17 protein-coding genes are annotated in these 18497 nt (G+C 65.4%); 4 read left to right on the plus strand and 13 right to left on the minus strand.

Annotated elements, in window-relative coordinates; genetic code table 11:
• The 5 genes from FIU86_RS17350 to FIU86_RS17370 form a co-directional block, all read right to left on the minus strand.
• Positions 1-597, minus strand: a complete 597-nt coding sequence (locus FIU86_RS17350) for an outer membrane lipoprotein carrier protein LolA (protein WP_152476225.1) — start codon at positions 595-597, stop codon at positions 1-3.
• Between the two features lie 114 nt (positions 598-711).
• Positions 712-1290, minus strand: coding sequence for an exopolysaccharide biosynthesis protein (locus FIU86_RS17355; protein WP_152476226.1), 579 nt, complete (start codon positions 1288-1290; stop codon positions 712-714).
• 83 nt (positions 1291-1373) lie between these two features.
• On the minus strand, positions 1374-4343 hold the full coding sequence (locus tag FIU86_RS17360; RefSeq protein WP_152476227.1) for a DNA translocase FtsK: 2970 nt from the start codon (positions 4341-4343) through the stop codon (positions 1374-1376).
• Between the two features lie 15 nt (positions 4344-4358).
• Positions 4359-5537, minus strand: a complete 1179-nt coding sequence (locus tag FIU86_RS17365) for an aminotransferase class I/II-fold pyridoxal phosphate-dependent enzyme (protein ID WP_172977539.1) — start codon at positions 5535-5537, stop codon at positions 4359-4361.
• A gap of 211 nt (positions 5538-5748) precedes the next feature.
• Positions 5749-7077: an amidase gene (locus FIU86_RS17370; RefSeq protein WP_152476228.1), complete on the minus strand. Its 1329-nt coding sequence runs from the start codon at positions 7075-7077 to the stop codon at positions 5749-5751.
• Positions 7078-7164: 87 nt separating this feature from the next.
• On the opposite strand from FIU86_RS17370, the gene FIU86_RS17375 reads away from it, so the two are divergent.
• The gene (locus FIU86_RS17375; protein ID WP_172977583.1) at positions 7165-8415 is read left to right on the plus strand and encodes an FAD-dependent monooxygenase; all 1251 of its coding nucleotides are present in this window, start codon (positions 7165-7167) and stop codon (positions 8413-8415) included.
• Positions 8416-8493: 78 nt separating this feature from the next.
• On the opposite strand, the gene rsmD is transcribed toward FIU86_RS17375, so the two are convergent.
• Both rsmD and FIU86_RS17385 read right to left on the minus strand, forming a co-directional pair.
• Positions 8494-9048 (minus strand): 16S rRNA (guanine(966)-N(2))-methyltransferase RsmD, encoded by a 555-nt coding sequence (gene rsmD / locus FIU86_RS17380; protein WP_152476229.1) that lies wholly within the window; start codon positions 9046-9048, stop codon positions 8494-8496.
• On the minus strand, positions 9045-10250 hold the full coding sequence (locus FIU86_RS17385) for an NAD(P)/FAD-dependent oxidoreductase (RefSeq protein ID WP_152476230.1): 1206 nt from the start codon (positions 10248-10250) through the stop codon (positions 9045-9047). The genes rsmD and FIU86_RS17385 overlap by 4 nt, the downstream gene beginning before the upstream one ends.
• Before the next feature lie 90 nt (positions 10251-10340).
• Between FIU86_RS17385 and FIU86_RS17390 the strand changes: the two genes are divergently transcribed.
• Complete coding sequence (locus FIU86_RS17390) at positions 10341-10829, plus strand: peroxiredoxin (RefSeq protein ID WP_152476231.1); 489 nt, start codon at positions 10341-10343, stop codon at positions 10827-10829.
• A 49-nt stretch (positions 10830-10878) separates the two neighbouring features.
• On the opposite strand, the gene FIU86_RS17395 is transcribed toward FIU86_RS17390, so the two are convergent.
• The 6 genes from FIU86_RS17395 to FIU86_RS17420 all read right to left on the minus strand — a co-directional run bounded on the left by FIU86_RS17395 (position 10879) and on the right by FIU86_RS17420 (position 16909).
• Positions 10879-11178 carry a 4a-hydroxytetrahydrobiopterin dehydratase gene (locus FIU86_RS17395; RefSeq protein WP_152476232.1) on the minus strand — a complete coding sequence of 100 codons (300 nt, stop codon included), beginning with the start codon at positions 11176-11178 and terminating at the stop codon, positions 10879-10881.
• The gene (locus tag FIU86_RS17400; RefSeq protein ID WP_152476233.1) at positions 11175-12362 is read right to left on the minus strand and encodes a GNAT family N-acetyltransferase; all 1188 of its coding nucleotides are present in this window, start codon (positions 12360-12362) and stop codon (positions 11175-11177) included. The genes FIU86_RS17395 and FIU86_RS17400 overlap by 4 nt, the downstream gene beginning before the upstream one ends.
• A 59-nt stretch (positions 12363-12421) precedes the next feature.
• On the minus strand, positions 12422-13189 hold the full coding sequence (locus FIU86_RS17405; RefSeq protein ID WP_152476234.1) for a glycerophosphodiester phosphodiesterase family protein: 768 nt from the start codon (positions 13187-13189) through the stop codon (positions 12422-12424).
• Positions 13186-13647, minus strand: a complete 462-nt coding sequence (locus FIU86_RS17410; protein WP_152476235.1) for a RidA family protein — start codon at positions 13645-13647, stop codon at positions 13186-13188. Before FIU86_RS17410 ends, FIU86_RS17405 begins: the two co-directional genes overlap by 4 nt.
• 218 nt (positions 13648-13865) lie before the next feature.
• Positions 13866-15173: an HlyD family type I secretion periplasmic adaptor subunit gene (locus FIU86_RS17415; protein ID WP_152476236.1), complete on the minus strand. Its 1308-nt coding sequence runs from the start codon at positions 15171-15173 to the stop codon at positions 13866-13868.
• Entirely contained in the window at positions 15170-16909 is a 1740-nt protein-coding gene (locus FIU86_RS17420) for a type I secretion system permease/ATPase (protein WP_152476237.1), read from the minus strand. The genes FIU86_RS17415 and FIU86_RS17420 overlap by 4 nt, the downstream gene beginning before the upstream one ends.
• 166 nt (positions 16910-17075) lie before the next feature.
• Here FIU86_RS17420 and FIU86_RS17425 point away from each other — a divergent pair, with 166 nt between their 5' ends.
• Together FIU86_RS17425 and FIU86_RS17430 are read left to right on the plus strand one after the other, a co-directional pair.
• On the plus strand, positions 17076-17873 hold the full coding sequence (locus tag FIU86_RS17425; RefSeq protein ID WP_254703875.1) for a VacJ family lipoprotein: 798 nt from the start codon (positions 17076-17078) through the stop codon (positions 17871-17873).
• The gene (locus FIU86_RS17430; RefSeq protein ID WP_152476238.1) at positions 17866-18468 is read left to right on the plus strand and encodes a phospholipid-binding protein MlaC; all 603 of its coding nucleotides are present in this window, start codon (positions 17866-17868) and stop codon (positions 18466-18468) included. The genes FIU86_RS17425 and FIU86_RS17430 overlap by 8 nt, the downstream gene beginning before the upstream one ends.
• Positions 18469-18497: the final 29 nt, after the last annotated feature.

Genomic DNA, 18497 nt, shown 5'->3' on the forward strand with positions numbered 1-18497 from the left:
CTACCTGTCGATCCGCTTGAACTTGTCCTTGCCGGGAATGACGAACCTGTCATTGCCCAGCTGTGTACCCGTTGTCAGATCGCCCAGCACCACGGTGGTCTTGCTGCCGCCGCTGTCGTTGATCACCCACTGACGCAGCTCCACCGGGTTGCCGGTGAACACCAGCTCGATATTGCCGTATTCCGGGTGCGCTGGGTCCTGCGCACGCACCGTGGTGGTCTTGCCATCGCTGCTATGGCCGGTGACCATGCGCGCGCGACCGAAATCCACGTTGCGTTGCAGGATGATCTTCAGCGGTGTGCGATCCAGCGGATAGGCCTCACCCCCGGTATTGGACTTGGGGTCGATGATGCCCACCGTGTCGCCATCGGCCACCACCAGCGTCTGCTCCGGCGGATTGTACTCGAACCGTACCCGTCCGGGCCGCTTGATATAGATCTGCCCGGTGCTGATCGTGCCATCGTCGTTGATCTGGGTGAACTCGCCCGTCGCCGAACTGAAACTGTTCAGGTATTGCGAAATCTCGTTCAGCGACAGCTTTTGGGCCATCGCCGGCGTGGCCAGCAGCATACTCAAAGCCAAGGCAACCATGCGCATGAGGGGAAACCTCTCCTTAATTCATCGTCTTCGCAAGATAGGCACGCCCGCGCTGTTATGCGATAGCAATCGGTGCAATTGCGCGTGAGCACCCACGTCTCGGGGCCCAACGCGTCATGACGGGAAAAGGTTTACCGCCGCGAACAGCGCGCCGGCGCTCGCAGCGAAGGCCACCACCATCAGCACCCCGTCCCGCACCGTGATCGCCAGCCCCAGCAGGGCAATGGCCGAAAACGGGATCAGCGCCGCGAACGGCACCACTTCCAGCGGCGGGATCATCAGGGACAGGCCCACGACCACGCAGGCGGCGGCGATCTGCGCCGGCTGCCCGGTCAGCGCCTCCAACCGGTGCCCGAAATACCGGTCCATCCACTTCGCCACGGGACGCGCCTTGCCGACCGAGCGGGTGACCTTCTCATCCTCCACCGCCCGGTTGCCGATCCGGTCGGGGATCCAGAAGCTTTGCCGTCCCAGCAGGATCTGCACGGCAATCAGGATCACGAGAATGGCAAAAAGCGTTGGTACTCCGGGGATCCCGCCCAGCGGCGACGCGCCCAGCAGCGCCGTCACGAAGATAATTGGCCCAAACCCGCGCCCGCCAATCGCATCGACCACATCCTTGACCGAGACGCTGTCTTCGCCTTCGGCCAGCCGGTCGATCTCATCCAGAAGTGTCTCGGCATCGCCGGCCATTCACCTTTCCCTCGTGCGTTGTGGTTTGTTACCACGCCAACGCGACAGACAGGCAAACGTTTCCCAGGGACGAAACAGAGGCGTTATTGCTCCGGCACCAGAATCTCGCGCTTGCCCACATGGTTGGCGGAACTGACGACGCCTTCCTCCTCCATCTGCTCGACCAGCCGCGCGGCCTTGTTATAGCCGATGGCCAGCTTGCGTTGGATATAGGACGTGCTGCATTTCCGGTCGGTGATGGCGATCTGAACGGCCTGGTCATACAGGGCATCCTCGCCGTCCGTATTGCCGCCCGTCGACAGACCCAGAACCGCATCGATCTTGTCGGCCTTGTCGTCCTCGGGGCCGTCCTGCACGCCACCCACATAGACCGGCGGGCCGAAAGCCTTCAGGTGATTCACCACCTCTTCGACCTCTTCATCGCTCACGAAGGGCCCGTGACTGCGGGTAATCTTGCCGCCGCCCGCCATGTACAGCATGTCACCCATACCCAGAAGCTGCTCGGCCCCCATCTCGCCAAGGATCGTGCGGCTGTCGATCTTGCTGGTCACCTGAAAGCTGATCCGGGTGGGGAAGTTCGCCTTGATCGTCCCTGTAATGACGTCCACCGACGGGCGCTGCGTGGCCATGATCAGGTGGATGCCCGACGCCCGCGCCATCTGCGCGAGGCGCTGGATGCAGGCCTCGATCTCCTTGCCGGCAACCATCATCAGGTCAGCCATCTCGTCGACGATGACCACGATAAAGGGCATCTTCTCGGGCGCGAATTCCTCGGTCTCGAACACCGGCTCGCCGGTGTCGTCGTCGAACCCGGTCTGCACCGTCCGGCTGAACATCTCGCCCTTGGCCAGCGCATCGGCCACCCGGCTGTTGTAGCCGTCGATATTGCGCACTCCCATCTTCGACATCTTGCGATAGCGGTCTTCCATTTCCGCCACGACCCATTTCAACGCCACCACGGCCTTCTTCGGGTCCGTCACCACCGGGCTCAGCAAGTGCGGAATCCCGTCATATACGCTCAGTTCCAGCATCTTCGGGTCGATCATCACCATCCGCAGATCCTCGGGCGTCAGCTTGTAAAGCAGGCTCAGGATCATCGTGTTGATCGCCACCGACTTGCCCGACCCCGTCGTCCCCGCGATCAGCAGGTGAGGCATCTTGGCAAGGTTCGCCACCATCGGGTCGCCGCCGATATCCTTGCCCAGCGCCAGCGGCAGCTTCTGGTTGCCGTCGCCATAGTCGCGGCTCGACAGGATCTCGCGGAAACTGACCATCTCGCGGTTGTCATTGGGCAGCTCGATCCCGATCACCGAGCGGCCCGGCACGGTGCTGACCCGCGCCGACAGGGCCGACATCGACCGCGCGATATCGTCCGCCAAGCCGATGACACGACTGGCTTTCAGGCCCGGCGCCGGCTCCAGTTCGTACATGGTCACAACGGGGCCGGGGCGCACGCTGACGATCTCGCCCTTCACGCCATAATCGTCCAGCACCGTCTCCAGCATCCGGGCGTTTTCCTCCAACGCCTCGTCGCTCAGGTGATGACGCTGGATGTTGACCGGATTGGTCAACAGGCTCAGCGGCGGCAACTCGTACTCGACCTGCGGCTTTTCCTCGAATTGCAGCTTGGGCTGCGCCTCGGCCTGCGCCCGGGTGGACGGTTGCGGCGCACGGCGCGGCGGGTGCTGCACGACCTTCTTCGGCTCGGTCGCGGGCACTTCCGCGGGCGTTGCGGCGCGCGAGTAGACCGGAACCTCCGACTCTGCCTGATATGCGTCATAGGCGCCATAGCCATCTTCGATCACCTCGTCCTCGGGCGCGGCCTCGACCATCTCCTGCATCGGTGCATGGGTCGGCGCGACGCCCGGCACAGCCTGCCCGGCGGTCAGCGGCGGCTCGGCCCGCACCGTGTTTTGCGGCGCGGTGTTCAGGATCAGCGGGTCCGGCCCACGGCCCCGGCCACGGGTCAGCGGCGCCACCGACTCGACCTGTACGGCGGGGTTCTGGCGCACCCGGCTCTTGATCACGTCAGCGATCTTGGCGGTGACGCGGTCACCACTGGGGGCGGGCATGTCGGGCATTTCCGACGCCTCGATCAGTTCCGGCTCGGGCTCACGCTCGGGGCGGCGCATCAGCGACGGCATCCGCGACAGCAGCCCGCCGGTCTTTTCCGGCGCGGGGCTCATGTCATAATCCGGCGCGGCGTGCGCGACCGATGCAGCATGGGCCTGCTGCGGGGCACTCGCGACCATCGCCGGCTCGGCCCGGTGCACGCGCGGCTCCGGCACAGCGGCCTCGGCCCGGGCCATCTCGTCGGCCTCGGCGCGCTCCTGCATCCGGCGGTCCCGGCGCTCGGCGGCGCGGGCTTGCGCCGTCTTCGCGGCCCCTGCCGCGATCCCGCCGCCACGAGCCAGCAGGGCACGCAGCGTGGCATAGGTCATGATCGTGCCCACCACCAGGAACCGTGCGATCTGCGACAGCTCCAACCGGCTGAACCCAAGGATGAACGCGCCCAGCGTCACCATCCCGGCTGCCAAGAGCAGCGACAACAGCTTCAGCCCGAAGGTCGCGCTGATCGGCAGGAAACCCAACACGGTGCCCAGCGCCATCTCCCCGAACAGCCCGCCATAACCAAAGCTGTGCGAGGCCGACCATGCCGCGCTCGGCTCCAGCGACGAGGCATACATCGCCAGAAGCGCGATCCAGATCGGCGCATAGATCAACCGGCCAATCGCCCGGTCCTGACCGCGGTGCAGGGCAAAACGCACACCCCACGCTCCCAGGACAATTGCCAGGCCCCACGCCCCCCATCCCACGATCATGAAAAGCGGCGCGGCAATCGACGCGCCCATGCGGCCCAGCATGTTCTGCACCGGCTCGTCGGTTGCGGCCATCCAGCTGGGGTCGTCAGGGTGATAGGATGCGATCATCATCGCGGCGGCAAAGCCCAGTGCCAGCAGGGCCAGTCCCAGAAGTTCCTTGCCTCGCTTCTCGATCGCCTCTGCCATCGAGCTGTCCAACAGCGGGTCACGTCCGCGCGTCTGATATGCCATGTTGCCTCTTCCTCGTTAATTATATAGACAGTCACGCAGCTGCGTCAGGCCGCGTGCCACCTCCTTCTTTGGGGCCACCATCGCGACCCTTATGTATTGCTTGCCGGGGTTATGCCCGCCGGCCTCCTGTGCAAGATACGCGCCGGGCAGCACCCGCACGCCTGTCTCTTTCCACAGCTTCAACGCCGCCGCCTCGCCATCCTCGACCGGCAGCCACAGGAAAAACCCCGCCTCGGGGCCCTGATAACCTGCCACGCCGTCGAAGATTTCGTCGGCCAGCGCGTATTTTTCCTGGTAAAGCCTGCGGTTCACCTCCACGTGCTTTTCGTCCGCCCAGACCTTGGCCGCCGCGTGCTGCAACGGCATCGGCAAGGGCGTGCCCGCGTAAGAGCGCAATTGCCGGATCCGCTTCATGCTCTGCGGCCCCGCCGCCACGAAACCCGACCGCAACCCGGCCAGGTTCGACCGCTTCGACAGGCTGTGAAACGCCACCACCCGCTCGGGGTCCGCGCCCTTATTCTTGGCGACTTCCAGCGCGCCCACGGGCGGCGTGTCGCGGTAGATCTCGGAATAGCATTCGTCGGCGAAGACCTTGAAATCGTGCTTTTCCGCCAGCCCGATCAGCGTTTGCCAGTACTCCGCATCCGCCACCGCGCCCTGCGGGTTCGACGGTGAGCACAGGTACGCCACCGTCACCCGGTCCAGCACATCGGCGTCCAGACTGGCGAAATCGGGCAGAAAGCCGGTCTCGCGCGTCGCGGGCAGGAACATCGGCTCGGCCCCCACGCTGAGCGCGGCCACCATGTAAACCTGGTAAAACGGGTTCGGCAGCAGAACGATCGGCTGCTTGCCGTTCTTCGTCTCGGGGCACAGCGTCATCATCGCGTTGTACAGCCCCTCGCGCGTGCCGTTCAGCGCCATCACGTGCCGGTCCGGGCTCAACTCCACGCCATAGCGCCGCGAAACCCAGTCACAGAACGCCGTGTTCAGCGCCGGAATACCCTCGTTCACCGGGTACTTGCGGAACTCGCCCGCGTGCTTCTCGATCACGTCCATGATCCAGCCCGGGAAATCGTGCTGCGGCTCGCCGATGGTCATGTGGATCACATCACCGCCGGGCGCGTGCACGTCCAAAAGGCTCCGCAAACGCGGAAACGCATATTCCGGAAGGTTCGAAAACCGCTCGGGAAACATCAACACTGCCTCAAAGCTACGGGATCGTTGTCGCCCCGTTTTAACCAAATCTACAAAAGCGCCCGCGTTGCGTCCAGAAAAACCAACCGGGGTCGCGGGGATTGTGGCATTTTTGGCAAGTGGTTAGCGGATACCTCTAAAGTAGGCCAAGTATTGTGGCCCTCCGGCATCACCCAGACAAGATTTTGCGTCCAGCAATGATTTCGAATGTTCAGGCCAACGCCGTCTCGGCCGCCTTGGCGACCCGCAGTATCCGCTCTTCGCCAAAAGCTTCGCCGCACATCAGCAGCCCGCAACCGGGGATTCCGGTGGGCAAGTTGACAGCGGCCAGCCCCATCAGGTTGCCCACCCGCGTGTTGCGCAGCGCCAGCAGGTTTTCGGTCACGTAATACTCGTCGTCGGTCATCAGTCGGTCCACCTCGGGCGGCAGGTTCGGCGCAGTCGGCATCAGCACCGCGTCATAGGGTTTCATCCGTTCGGCCCACTGGATTCGCAGCGCCGCCAGCAGGTTCCAGCCCGCGACGTAGTCACAAGCCCGAAATTCCTTGCCGGATTCGAACCGCTCACGGATCGGCTTGAACATCTTGTCCGGATTGGCCGAAATCACGTCGCCCCAAATGCCATAAGCCTCGGACGTGAAAAGGATCGCCGACAACGGCATCGCCTGCTCGGCCTCGGGCGAGTCCACCTCCTCGATCCTCGCGCCAGCGGCTTTCAACCTCTCCAGCGCGCTGAAATAGGCATCACGCGGTTCGTCCCGGATGTCCTCGAACACCACCGACTGCAACGCGGCAAAGCGCATCCCCTCCAGCGACGCGCCTTCCAGGTCCGCTGCCCGCCCACCTTCAAGCGCCGCCAGCATCAGCGCGCAATCCTCCACGCTGCGGCCCAGCGGCCCCACCGTGTCGAACTTCGCGCAGAGCGGCACGACCCCGTCCAGCGACACGCGCCCCGACGTGGTCTTGAACCCCACCAGATCGTTCCAGGCCGACGGGATCCGCACCGACCCGCCCGTGTCCGACCCGATGCCGCAGGCCGCCAACCCATGCGCCACGCTCGCCGCCGCACCCGAGGATGATCCCCCCGGCACCAGCTTCGGGTCGTGGATATTCGGCGGCGTCGCTGTCATCGGGTTCAGCCCCAGCCCCGAAAACGCCAGCTCGCTCATATGCGTCTTGCCCAGACAGACCAGCCCCGCAGCGGTCGCGTTGCGCAACACTTCGGCGTCCCGCTCCGGCACGCGGCCCTTCAACAGCCGCGTGCCCGCCTCCGTTGCCGTCCCCGCGCTGTCGAACAGATCCTTCCAGCTAATCGGCACGCCATCCAGCGGCCCAAACCGCCGCCCGGCTTTCGCCCGTGCCTCGGCCGCCTGCGCCTCGGCCCGGGCGCGCTCATGGGTGACGACCGAATAGATCTCGTCCCGTGCAGGATGCGCATCGATCGCCTCCAGATACGCCTCCGTCAGCGCCGCCGGCCCGATCTCGCCCGCCTCGATCCCGCGCCCCAGCTCCGCCGCACTCATCGTCAGCCACTCGTTCATCCCGGATCCTCCGCGCTCTTGCCAAGTCGTCCGCATGAACGCAGATGCCTCGTCGCAAGGCAAGCCCACCCAATGACAATCCGGCGCATGGACAATTCGGCCCGCGCCAACATATTGAACCGCATGGACCATGACAGCGATATCCTCATCGTCGGCGGCGGCCTCACCGGCCCAGCGCTCGCCCTCGCCGCAGCACAGGCTGGCCTGACCGTCACCGTGATCGACACCCTGCCCCAGACCGTGCGCGAGGATGCCGCCTTCGACGGTCGCGCCTATGCCCTGGCGCTGGCCTCGGTGCGCCTGCTGAGCAATATCGGCATCTGGCCCCGTGTTGCAGACAGCGCGCAGCCCATGCTGGAAATCAAGGTCTCCGACGGCCGCGCGGGCGAAGGGGCCGCACCCTTCTTCCTGCATTTCGACCATGCCGAGATCGAGGAAGGCCCGATGGGCCACATGCTCGAAGACCGCTACCTGCGCCGCGCCTTTCTCGAGGCGATGCAGGACGAGGATCGGATCGCCCAAGTCACCGACACCGTCACCGCACAGGACGTCTCTCCCACCGGCGTCACCCTCACGCTCGCCTCCGGCAAGACCCTCGCGGGCCGCATCGTGGTGGGCTCCGACGGGCGCGCCTCCGGCACCGCGCAGCGCGCCAGCATCGCCCGCACAGGCTGGGACTACGGCCAGACCGCACTGGTGGCCGCCATCGAACACGAGCTGCCCCATAACGGCATCGCGCACCAGTTCTTCATGCCGCCCGGGCCGCTGGCCATCCTGCCCCTGCCCGGCAATGTCAGTTCCATCGTCTGGTCCGAGACCGAGGCGACCGCCGCCCGCTTCGCCGCGCTGGATGATGCCGAGTTCATGGAGGTCCTCCGCCCCCGCTTCGGCGATTTCCTGGGCGACATCTCGCTGCGCGGCAAGCGCTTCACCTACCCGCTGAACCTGACATTGGCCAACGCCTTCGTGGCCGAACGGCTGGCCTTGATCGGCGACGCCGCCCACGGCATGCACCCCATCGCGGGCCAAGGCCTCAACGCTGGCCTGCGCGACGTGGGCGCGCTCGCCCAGGTCCTTACCGACGCCACCCGCCGAGGCGAGGATTTCGCCGCTTCCGACGTGCTCGCCCGCTACCAGCAATGGCGCCGCTTCGACACCGCAACGCTGGCGGTGACGACCGACCTCACCAACCGGCTATTTTCCAACGACAACCCCCTCCTGCGCGCCGCGCGCGACATCGGCATGGGCGCACTGTCGGCCATGCCCGCCCTGCGCCGGAAATTCATCCGCGAGGCGGCGGGCCTGACCGGCGACCTGCCGGAGTTGATGAAGGGGTGAAGCCGTGCGAAGTCGAAAATCACCCGTCCCGGACCTGATCCGGGGCCTCGCGTAGGGTGGGTGAAAACCCACGCGCCCCTACCCCGCCTCCAGAACCCGGATCACCGTATCCCCGTACCCCCGCTCATCAAGCAGACTCAAACCTTCGGGCACCGTCACCGCGCCGCCTTCCTCCCAAACCACCAAGGCCCCCGGCGCAATCCACCCTCCGGCCATTGCCGCGCTCAAAGCCGCCTCGCCCAACCCCTTGCCATAGGGCGGATCGAGGAACACCAGCCCGCAGGCCTCCGTCGCCGCGCCAAGCTTGCGCGCATCCCGGCCAACCAGCGTTGCCCGGTCCGCAACACCGCACAGCGCAACATTCTCCCGGATCAGCCGTTGTCCCACGCGCCCGCTTTCCACGAACACCGCGCGGGCCGCTCCGCGCGACAAGGCCTCCAGCCCCAGCGCCCCGGTCCCGGCAAAGAGGTCCAGCACCGCGGCGCCCTCCACGCGCTCCCCGAACCGCGCCATCAGCACGTTGAACAGGCTCTCGCGCACCCGGTCCGAGGTGGGCCGCAGCCGCGCGCCCTCGTCCCCCTTGCCGACCGAGCCCAGCCGCCGCCCGCGAAACTCGCCGCCGATGATCCTCACGCCTTCAACAGCGCCTTGAGGTCCGCGCCAGGGTCCGCCACCACCGCCGGATCGGCAGTTTTCCCATTGTCGATCAAACGCTTGCCCACCATATAGGCCCGCGCATCATTGGCCGCGTCCACCGCCAACAGCGTGTCGCCCGCGAAATACCAGAAAGAAATGCCGCCCTCGCTGTCGCGCGTCACCACCCGGTCATACCCCACGTTCAGCCCGGCAATCTGCAGCTTCACATCGTACTGATCCGACCAGAACCACGGTTGCGGCACATAGGTCTTGTCCGCCCCCATGATGTTCTCGGCCACGCATTCCGCCATGTCGATTGCATTGGGCACGCTTTCCAGCCGCAGGCGCGCGCCCCGGTACGGAAAGCTCGCACAATCACCGGCGGCCCAGATCGCCGGATCGCTCGTGCGCCCCTGCGCGTCCACCTTGATCCCGTTCTCGACCTCGACACCGGCCGCCTCGGCCAGCGCCGTGGCCGGCGTAATCCCCACGCCCACGATCACGAAATCCGCTTCCAGCTCGGTGCCGTCGCTCAACAGCGCGCCACTGACCCGCCCCTCGCCGGTCAACCGCTCCAGCCCGACGCCCTCGCGAATGTCCACCCCGTGCGAGCGGTGCAACTCCCGGAAATAATCCGACGTCTCATTCGCCGCCACGCGCTGCAGGATCCGGTCCGCCATTTCGACCAGCGTCACCTGCAACCCCTTCGAGGCGGCCACCGCGGCGGCTTCCAGCCCGATATAGCCGCCCCCGACGATCAGCACCTTCGCGCCTTCGCGAAACTCCGGCCCCATGCTGTCCACGTCGCGCAGATCGCGCACGACATAGACCCCCTCCAAGGCCCCGCCGATCGCTGGCGGCAACCGCCGCGGCACCGACCCCGTGGTCAGAACCAGATGCTCGTAAGGCACGGCCTGCCCACCGGCGACGACCACCTTGTCGGTCCGGTCAATCGCCGTCACCGCCGCGTCCAGCCGCAGGTCGATCATGTTCTCGGAATAGAAACTCTCGGGCCGCAGATAGAGCCGCTCCAATTCCATCTCGCCCAGCAGGTATTTCTTCGACAGGGGCGGGCGCTGGTAAGGCGGTGCGTGCTCTTCCCCGATCAGCGTCACCTTGCCGTCATAGCCAAGCGCCCGCAGCTTCGCCACCAGCGAACTGCCCGCCTGCCCCGCGCCCACGACAACGATCCCAGACATGTCCCCTCCTGCAAATTCCACATGGCCCTCGGGCCGTCAGGGCCTATACTTACAGGCAATCGAAACGCAAACGAAAGACAGGATGCGACAATGACGATCACCACCGGCGACAAACTCCCCGATGCGACGCTGCTCAAGATGGGTGCGGACGGCCCCGAAGAGGTCGCGCTGTCCGACAAGACCAAAGGCCGCAAGGTGGCGATCTTCGCCGTTCCCGGCGCCTTCACTCCCACCTGTCACTCCGCCCACGTGCCCAGCTTCATCCGCACCAAGGCCGATTTCGACGCCAAGGGTGTGGACGAGATCATCTGCATCTCGGTCAACGACGCCTTCGTGATGGATGCTTGGGGCAAGGACACCGGCGCCAGCGACGCCGGCATCACCATGCTGGGCGACCCGCAATCGGAGTTCACCAAAGCCGTCGGCATGGACTTCACCGCACCGCCCGTCGGCCTCATCGACCGCTCCAAGCGCTATGCCATGCTGGTCGAGGATGGCACCGTGAAGGTCCTGCATGTCGAGGACAACCCCGGCGCCTGCGAGACCTCCGCCGGTGAGTCGCTGCTCGACGCGATCTGACACGTCAGGCCGGGGCGCGCACGCGTCCCGGCCTTTGGCCAAAGGTCGCTCAGCCTTCGGCCAACTTGTCCATCTTCCGCGCCAGCTTGGTGTCGCGTGAACTCAGCCCCTCCACATCGTGGCTGGTCAGCGTCACCTCGACCGTCTTGTAGACATTCGACCACTCGGGATGGTGATCCCACTTCTCGGCCCAGATCGCGCAGCGGGTCATAAACCCGAACGCCTCGACGAAATTGGCGAACTCAAAGGTTTTGTGGATGGCATCGCGGCCCTCGACCATTTCCCAGCCACTCTCCAACAGCGGCTCCAGCGTCGTCTTCCGCGCAGTATCGCTCAGCTTCTCGCTCATTCCTGCTCCTCCACGTTTGCTTTCCTGAACGGGCCGAAGCTCGTCAGGATTTCGATGTCATCCGCCACGGCCTCTCGCTCTGCCTCAAGATAACGCGCCACGGCATCCGAAAAAGGCGGGTCACGAAACCAGTGCAGCGAATGGGTCTCGACCGGCAGGTATCCGCGGGCCAGCTTGTGCTCGCCCTGCGCGCCGGCCTCGACACGGGACAGCCCGTGTTCGATGGCATAATCAATCGCCTGATAGTAACACAACTCGAAATGCATCGCAGGGTGATGCGCCGCACAGCCCCAGTACCGGCCATAAAGCGCGTCGCGCCCGATCATGTTCAGCGCGCCCGCCACGGGCACGCCGTCCTCCAGCGCCAAGACCAGCAGGATGTCGTCCCGCAGACGCTCCTGTGCGAGGTCAAAGAACTTGCGCGTCAGGTACGGCATCCCCCATTTGCGCGCCCCGGTGTCCTGGTAGAACTCCCAGAACGCCTCCCAGTGCTCGGGCCGGATCGCGTCGCCGGTCAATTGCACGATCTCGCCGCCAAAGCCCTGCGCCTGCGCCCGCTCCTTGCGGATGTTCTTGCGCTTGCGCGAACTCAGGCTTTCCAGAAAGTCGTCGAAGCTCTCGTATCCACGGTTCAACCAGTGAAACTGCTGGGTAATCCGCGGCAACAGGCCCATCTGCGTGCCCACTTCCCGCTCGAACTCGGTGCAGAAGGTGACATGCAGCGACGACAGCTCGTTGCGGTCCCCGATGCTGACCGCGGCCTGCATCAGCGCATCGCGCCCCGGCTGCTCGTACCCCGGCCGGGTCAGCATCCGCCGTCCTGTCACCGGCGTGAAGGGCACCGCCATCTGCAGCTTGGGATAGTATCGCCCGCCGGCGCGTTCATAGGCATGGCCCCAGTTGTGGTCGAAGATGTACTCGCCCTGGCTGTGGCTCTTCACGTAAAGCGGCGCGCAGGCGATCACCTGGTCGTCCATCTCCGCCACCATGTAATGCGGCTGCCATCCCGTGCCGGCCCCGACCGAGCCGCTGTCCTCCAGCGCCTTCAGAAAACGGTATGTGGTGAACGGGTCCTCCGCCCGACCCCCATCCTCGGCCTCGGGGCAGGCGCACGCATCCCACTCGGCCTGCGCCACGTCGCCCAGGCTTTCGTAGACGCTCACAAGGACCGATCCGCCATCCATCAAGACCGCTCATCACTTTTGGAAATCATACCCTCAATCTGTGGCCGACCCGCTCCGGTTCAAGCGGGAATTGCCGGAAGGTATCCCTCGAAGGTGATGTTTTGCGCCACGCGCCGTGCCTCTGCTTCCTCTTCCGGCGACCGGATCGTCCAGCACAGCACATCCGCGCCCTTGCCCTGCAATTCCGCAACCCGGGCCCGGCCCAGGTCCTGCGCCTGATGGCTGACAAAACACGCCCCCGCGCGCTCATAGTCCGGGATATCGCGCAATCGCTCCTGCACGTCAGCACGCAAAAGGGGCCAGTCGTCCACAGCATAATCGCAACTCACGATGCCGCGCACCACGTCGGGCGCAAGGTCGCGCATCGCTATCATCATCTCGGGGTTGAACGACATCACCGCCACCGGCCCGGCATAGCCTCGCAGCGCCACTGCCGTCGCGGCCTCCAGTCGCCCGTCGGTCTGGCCCATCTGACCCTGCTGGTCCTTCAACTCGATCAAAAGCGGCACGCGCCCCGCCACCAGCTCCAGCACCTCCGGCAACGCCGGTATTCCCTCGTCCCCGCCCAGCAGCGAGATTCGGCCCAGCTCCGCCGCGTCCCGCTGCTGCACCGGCCCGGCCTGCCCGGTCAGACGCCTGAGGTCATAGTCGTGAAACACCATGGCAGCGCCGTCGCGGCTGAGTTGCAGATCGATCTCGATGCCATAGCCATGGGCCATCGCCGCCGCGATCGCCGCGCGCGAATTTTCGGGCCGGCAGTCGCTCACATCATGCAAAGCCCGATGCGCCAGCGGCGCGCGCAGAAATTCCGGGTCCAGCCGGCTCATCCGATCTGAAACACGCCTTCGATCTCGACCGCCACGCCAAAGGGCAGCGCCGGCGACGACACGGCCGCGCGCGCGTGTTTGCCCGCGTCACCCAGCGCCTCGCCGATGAAATCCGACGCACCATTGATCACCTGCGGCTGCTCGGTAAAGTCCGGAGTCGAATTCACGAACCCGCCCAGCTTCACCACCCGCTTCAGCCGGTCTAGGTCACCGCCGCACGCCGCCTTGACCTGCGCCAGCAGGTTGATCGCACAAGCCTTCGCCGCCTCGGCGCCCGCGGCCACGTCCATGTCGTCGCCCAGCTTGCCGATCATCATCTCGTCGCCCAGCTTCGGCAACTGACCCGAAACGTACAGTATGTCACCCACCTGCACATACGGCACGTAATTCGCCGCCGGTGCCGCTGCCTCGGGCAGCGTTACGCCCATCTCAGCCAGCTTGTCCTCGAATTTCCCCATGATCCCGACCTCCTCGGTTGCGTTGCCGCGAACGCTAGACGCTCGGCGCACCGATGCAACCGCAAAAACCGGCACGGGCTTTTTCTTGCGAAAAATACTCACGGTCCCGTCGTCCGCCACGCAGCCCCGCCCCCGGGACCTGCGCGTCACGCCCGCCACGCGCCCCGAGACGTCCCGAAGGGATGCCGAGACACCCCTGCGCGCCGAAGGCGCTCCGCCTACTCGCGAAACGCCTTGGCGAAGTAATCCGTCAGCGGTTTCGTCAGGTATGCCAGCGGCGTGCGGTCGGCGGTGCGGATGAAGGTCTCGACCGGCATGCCGGGGATCAGCGTCACATCCTCCGGCAGACGCTCCCGCTGGCCTTCGCTCAGCGCGACCTCGGCCCGGTAATAGCTTTGCTGCGTCGCATCGTCCTGAAACGAATCGGCCGATATCTGTACCACCTGCCCGATCAGCTCCGGCGTCGTCCGCTGGTCCAGCGCGGAAAACCGCAGCGTCACCTCCTGTCCCACGAACAGCTTGTCGATATCCGTGGGGTTCACCTGCGTGTTGATGATCAGCGGACGGTCTTGCGGCACCACGTAAAGGATCGGATCGGCCGGCCGGATAACCGACCGCAGCGCAAAGACCTGAAGCCCGTAAACCACCCCGCTCACCGGCGCGGTGATGTCCAGCCGGCTCATCTGTTCGATCAGCGCACGCCGCTCCTCCAGCAATTCCAGCTCACTTAACTGTAAGTCGCGCAAACTGGTAATCGCCTCCTCCCGGCGCCGCGTGCCCAGTTTCAGGGTCTCGATATCGATCTCGGTGATCCGCCCCTCGGATTGCGCCACCTGTGCGGCCAGCTCGCCCAGCTGGCCCAGCATCCGCGATTTTTCACGTTGCAGCGCCAGCACCCGCGAAGCCTGCGCAAGCCCTTGGTCCAACAGCGATTTCTGGTCGGCCAGTTCCTTTTCTATCAGCTCCAGCTGCTCGTCCATCGCCGCTTGCTGCGCCTCGATCCCCTCGATCTGGTTGCGGATCTGCCCCCGCCGTTTCTCCAACTGGGAAATCTCGCTCGCCACGGTCTCGTTGCGCGCCGTGAAAAGCCGCCTCTGCCCGTCCAGCAGTTCGGCCACCTCCGCATTGCGCGCCGCCACGTCGCGCACCAGATCGGGAAAGACGATCTCATCCCGCTCGTCACGCTCGGCCTCCAGCCGTCCTCGCCGCGCCTGCAATTCGAAAAGCTGGTTTTCGGCAATCGCCAGCTTCGAGCGCAAGCCGGTGGCATCCAGCCGCAACAGCACCTGCCCGGCCTCCACCGTGTCGCCCTCGTCGACCTCGATCGCCGCGACCACACCGCCATCGGGGTGCTGCACCACCTGACGGTTCTGGTCGACCTCGATCTGCCCACTGGCAATGACTGCACCCGAAATCTCGGTCACCGCGGCCCAGGTCCCGAAACCGCCCACCAGGATAAGCAGCCCGGTCACTCCCACGATCATCGGCGTGCGGACCGACCACGCGCTGCGCTTGTCGTCGCTCATCGAACCCCTCCCGGCTGGCCGCTGGCATTGATTTCCCCGGCGTTCTTCACCACGTCCTTCAGAACCTCGTCCTTGGGCCCGAAGGCGCGCACCACGCCGTCTTCAAGCATCAGCAAATGGTCGCATTCCCGGATCGCCGCGGGCCGGTGCGCCATGATCAGCACCGATTTTCCTTCGGCCTTGAACTCCCGAATGGCGTGGTTCACCGCCTCGCTGCCCTCGTTGTCGAGGTTCGAGTTGGGCTCGTCCAGCACCACCAGCACAGGGTCGCCATACATCGCCCGCGCCAGCCCGATTCGCTGCATCTGGCCGCCCGACAGGCGCCCGCCCCCTGCGGTGACCCGCGTGTCATAGCCGTCGGGCAGCTTCAGGATCATGTCATGCGCATCGGCCTTCTTCGCCGCCTCCACGATCTTGGCCGGGTCCGGCTCTTCGGCCAGGCGCGAGATGTTCTCGGCGATGGTTCCCTCGAACAGCTGCACCCGCTGCGGCAGGTACCCGATATGCTCGCCCAGCACGCGCGGCTCGAACTGATCGATCGACGCGCCATCCAGCCGGATTCGCCCACCCGCCGGCCGCCACAGCCCGGTCAGCGCCCGCGCCAGCGTCGATTTGCCGGCGCCTGACGGACCGATCACGCCCACCGCCTGGCCTGGCTCTACAGTGAAACTGATGGTCTTCAGCGCCGCCTGCTGGTCGCCCGGCGGCACCACTGTGACCTGTTGCACCTGCAACAGCGCCTTGGGCTTGGGCAGCGGCGTGCGCTGCTGCTCGGGCGGCACCAGCGCCAGCAGCTCGGTCAGCGATTGCCAGCCCCGCAGGGCCCGTTGCACCAGCGCCCACTGCCCGACGGCCAGCTCGATCGGCGCCAGCGCCCGGCCCATCAGGATCGAGCCCGCGATCATCGCGCCCGGCGTCAGCTCGTTCTGCAACACAAGGTACGCCCCCAGGCCCAGCATCGCCGATTGCAGGAACAGCCGGAACGTCTTGGTCGTGGTGGTGAACGTGCCAACCAAGTCCGAAGAATTGATCTGCGCGCGCAGCGATTCACCCCGTGCCTTCTGCCAGCGCGAGAATGCCTGGTCGCGCATTCCCATCGCCTGCACCATCTCCGATTCGTTGCGGATCTGGTTGGCCAGGTTTTCGGCGGCGGCCGAGCTCAGGGCCGACTTGGCCGCCGGTTGCTTGGTGACCTTCTGGTTGATCACGGTCACCATGATGATGATCCCGCCGCCCACCAGCGCCAGCGCGCCCAGCCACGGATGGAACAGCCAGATCCCGGCCAGGAAAACCGGCGTCCACGGCATGTCGAAGATGGCCATCAGCACCGGCGACGACAGCAACCGCTGCACCGCTTCCAGGTCGCGCATCCCGGTCTCGGACTGGTCGCCGGGGGCCAGCGCCGACTTGCGGATAACCGCATCGAACACCCGACGGTCCAGCCGCGACTGGAACCGCGCCGCGACCCGGCCCATGATCCGCCCGCGGGCATAGTCCAGAAGGCCCATCATGCTGTAAAGGAATACCACCAGCACGCTCAGCGCGATTAGCGTCTCGACCGACCCGCTGCCCAGCACCCGGTCATAGACCTGCAACATGTAGATCGGCCCGGTCAGCATCAGCATGTTGACGAAAAAGCTGAAGATCCCAACGAACCAGTAAAGCCCGCGGCTCTCGCGGCGGGCAGCACGCAATTCCTCGCGGCCCGCATCAAGTCTTGCCTTGCTAAGTTGCATCCCGTCTCTTTCGCGTGCCGCTACATCGTTGCTTGAACGATACCCAGTTCCGCCTTACTACCATTGTTACGGCTTCGCCACAGACCATCGCCGAAAAGATGGCACGCCTGTGTAAATTCAGCCGTTTGTTTATGTATGCCGCAATAGCTTAACCAAAGTCTGACCGTTGCCACATTTCTCGTCTTCCAGTCAACCAAAGCTGATCGCGGCTTGCCTTGCCCTTGTCGTGACCCTCGCCGCAGCGGGTTGCACGCCAACCCCGGCGAACCACCCGGCCGACCAGCCCTTCGATCCTTACGAAGAGGAAAACCGCCGCACCCACGCCTTCAACCGGGCGCTGGACAAAAATCTGGTGGGACCCGCGGGCAAGGGCTATTCCGGCTTCATTCCCGACGATGTCGAGAACATGGTCGGCCGCTTCGCCTTCAACCTGTCGATACCCGGCGCGGTGGTGAACAACATCCTGCAAGGCAACATGAAAGGCGCGACCGAGGATACCTACCGCTTCCTCGTGAACACCACGATCGGACTGGGCGGCCTGTTCGACACCGCGTCCGAACTCAACATGCCCCAGGCCACCGACGCCGATTTCGGCCAGACCCTCTATGTCTGGGGCGTACGCGAAGGCGCCTATGTCGAACTGCCCCTGCTCGGCCCCTCGACCGAGCGCGCGGCGGCGGGCAAGATCGTCGATCTCTTCACCAACCCGCTGACCTACGTGCTGGACGAACCCGAGAACTACTATGGCACTGTCGCCTCTGGCGTCACGGGCTTGTCGGACCGTGGGCGTTATGCCGACACCATCGATTCCATTCTTTACGACAGCGCCGACAGTTACGCGCAGGCGCGGTCGCTCTATATTCAGAACAGGCGCTTCAAGCTCGGCGGTGGCTCGGGCGGGGCGTTCGAAGATCCGTATGATGCCGAATTCGGCACGCCGCTGGAGGACCCCTACGATGAATGACATTTCCAGACGTTTCCTGATCGGCGCCGGTGCGGCCGCCACGCTGCTGCCCGCAGCCGCAACCCCCGCCTTCGCCCTAACAGAAGCCCGCGCCCGCGGCCTCATCGACCAGGTCGTGTCTGATATCAATCGCGTGATCGCCTCGGGCAAGTCCACCGGCGCGATGATCCGCGACTTCGAGCGCATCTTCGCCCGTTACGCCGACGTGAACATCATCGCCCGCTCCACGCTGGGCGCCGATTCGCGCCGCGCCTCCTCGCGCCAGATGCGGGCCTTCACCTCCGCTTTCCAGGGTTATATCGCCCGCAAGTACGGCAAGCGGTTCCGCGAGTTCATCGGCGGCCAGATCACCGTGACCGGCGTGCGCCGGGTCAAGTCCTGGCACGAGGTCCGCTCGACGGTGAAGCTGCGCGGCAGGTCGCCCTTCACCGTGCTTTTCCTGGTGTCCGACCGCTCGGGCCGCGACCTCTTTTTCGACATGGTGATCGAAGGCGTCAGCCTGCGGCTCAGCGAACGCACAGAGATCGGCGCGATGCTCGACCGCAACGGCGGCAATATCGACGCGCTCATCGCCGACGTGAAGCGCGCGGGCTGATCCCGAAACAGGTCCGGCCGATCTGCCCC

The sequence above is a fragment of the Roseovarius sp. THAF9 genome (assembly GCF_009363715.1).
In the GTDB taxonomy this organism is placed as follows: domain Bacteria; phylum Pseudomonadota; class Alphaproteobacteria; order Rhodobacterales; family Rhodobacteraceae; genus Roseovarius.